Genomic DNA, 1381 nt, shown 5'->3' with positions numbered 1-1381 from the left:
CTCGAAGACGACGAGTCCCTCGAGGAGTCGATGGTGTCGTTCGTCACGGAGACCCCCGACGACATCGCGGGGACCGCGTTCGGCCTGAACGGCGACGACCGCGGCGTCGCCTACGTCGACGCGTCGCTGACCGAGGACATCGAGAGCGAGGGCTACGCCCGCGAGGTCATTCGCCGCGTCCAGGAGATGCGCAAGGATCTCGACTTAGACGTCGAGGAACGGATCGCACTCGAACTCGCAATCGACGACGACCGCGTCGCCGATCTCGTCGCCGAACGCGAGGACCTGATCCGCGAGGAGGTCCGGGCCGACGAGATCGGCGGCCTCGACGTCGAGAACGGCGAGCGAAAGGAGTGGGAGGTCGAAGGCGTGTCGATGACGATCGCGATCGAGCCGCTGGCTGCTGCTGAGGCGTCGGACTAACATCCGTCGACCGACGTGAGACGGCGCAGGGCCTGAGACGACGCCGCTCGTTTCTTTTTGGTCCGTGAAGCGTCTCTCGAGCCGTGTGAGCTAACCCCACGAGCAGAGGACAGATCGTTCACGTTGCCGGCGAATCCGAGGCGGAAGAGTGTGGATCGAGAGTGCAATCGAGTCGTTGGCGGAATAGGTCCGAGTCTGTGGCTCGATTGTCGGCCGCCTCGATACACGGCGGACTGACTTTCGTCATTACACCGGCTTCGCCGGATCACTCCGTTTCGTTCATACGAATAATTAATTCTAACTAATATTGCTGCAAACAGTATGGACGTTCCATGAACGGAGTAGAGCGTGATCACGTCCTCACGAGGTTGCTTGATGCTCCGGGCCTCTCCGGATACGAGTCAGCGTGTCAGCAGGTGTGGATAGATAGTGTCGCGGACTATGCAGATTCCGTCGAAACGGATTCGTACGAAAACGCCGTCGCAAGGGTTGACGGGGATGGATCGTTGACCGTTGCAGTAACGAGTCACATTGATGCGGTCGGATACGTCGTCCGCCGAATCGATGAACGCGGATATCTCCATGCCGGTGGTGTCGGTGGCGTCGATGCCGTCTGTGCACGAGGACAACGCGTTACCGTTCACAGCTCTGATGAAGAAGTAGCTGGAGTCGTTGTCCACACACCGAGTGAGATGTACGACTGGACCGTTACCCAGCTAACTGATCCGTCGGAGGTACGTATCGATATCGGTGCAGAGGATCGGGCAGATGCACGAAATTGCGTTACTGTCGGCGATCCGGTAACCGTCGCTGCAGAGCCGACCGAACTTACTAACGGACGGATCGCGGCGCGATGCCACGATAACCGAACCGGCGCGTATATCGTCGCCGAAGTGATTCGTCGCGTCGCACGAACGACCCCCGATACGACCGTTCTCGGCGTGAGTACCGTTCAAGA

The 1381-nt window shown here is 59.7% G+C and carries 1 protein-coding gene; it reads left to right on the top strand.

What is annotated here, in order from left to right:
- A partial coding sequence (locus tag RBH26_RS21280) for a DUF5915 domain-containing protein (protein ID WP_306760369.1) occupies positions 1-423 on the top strand: 423 nt, incomplete at its 5' end.
- Positions 424-1381 lie beyond the last annotated feature (958 nt).

The organism is Natronolimnohabitans sp. A-GB9 (assembly GCF_030848565.1).
Taxonomy (GTDB): Archaea; Halobacteriota; Halobacteria; order Halobacteriales; family Natrialbaceae; genus Natronolimnohabitans.
The sequence above is the reverse complement of the archived record's forward strand: the minus strand, read 5'-3'. Positions and strand labels throughout refer to the sequence as shown.